Source organism: Escherichia sp. S10b (assembly GCF_028421345.1).
GTDB lineage: Bacteria > Pseudomonadota > Gammaproteobacteria > Enterobacterales > Enterobacteriaceae > ECMA0423.
Map to the genome: position 1 here is coordinate 1 of NZ_JAHZSO010000117.1, position 544 is coordinate 544.

1 protein-coding gene is annotated in these 544 nt (G+C 55.9%); it reads right to left on the minus strand.

The features are described from left to right. Positions 1–544: pyridoxal-dependent decarboxylase (locus FTE26_RS20215; protein WP_264109082.1), on the minus strand; the 544-nt coding region annotated here is incomplete at both ends.

Consider the following 544-nt stretch of genomic DNA (forward strand, 5'->3'; position numbering starts at 1 on the left):
ACAGATGAACTCATACGGCCCCAGTTTGGCGATTTCATCCGCCAGATAAGCGGCAACCTGGTAAGAGGCGTTCTGTACTTTGGTGTAGCCTTCACGACCGAGGCGCAGGAATTCATAGTACTGTGCAATTACCTGACCCGCCGGGCGGGAGAAGTTGATGGCGAAAGTACCAATTTGACCACCCAGGTAGTCAACGTTGAACACCAGTTCCTGCGGCAGCGCTTCTTCGTCACGCCAGATAACCCAGCCGCAGCCCAGCGGAGCCAGACCGAATTTATGGCCTGAAGCACTGATCGATTTCACACGCGGCAGGCGGAAGTCCCAGACGATATCCGGGGCGACGAACGGTGCCAGGAAGCCACCGCTGGCAGCGTCGATGTGCATGTCGATGTCGATACCGGTATCGGCCTGGAATTTATCCAGCGCATCGTGCAGCGGTTGTGGGAACTCATAGTTACCAGTGTAGGTCACGCCGAAAGTCGGCACCACGCCGATGGTGTTTTCGTCACAGGCTTCAATCATGCGTTTCGGGTCCATAAACAAC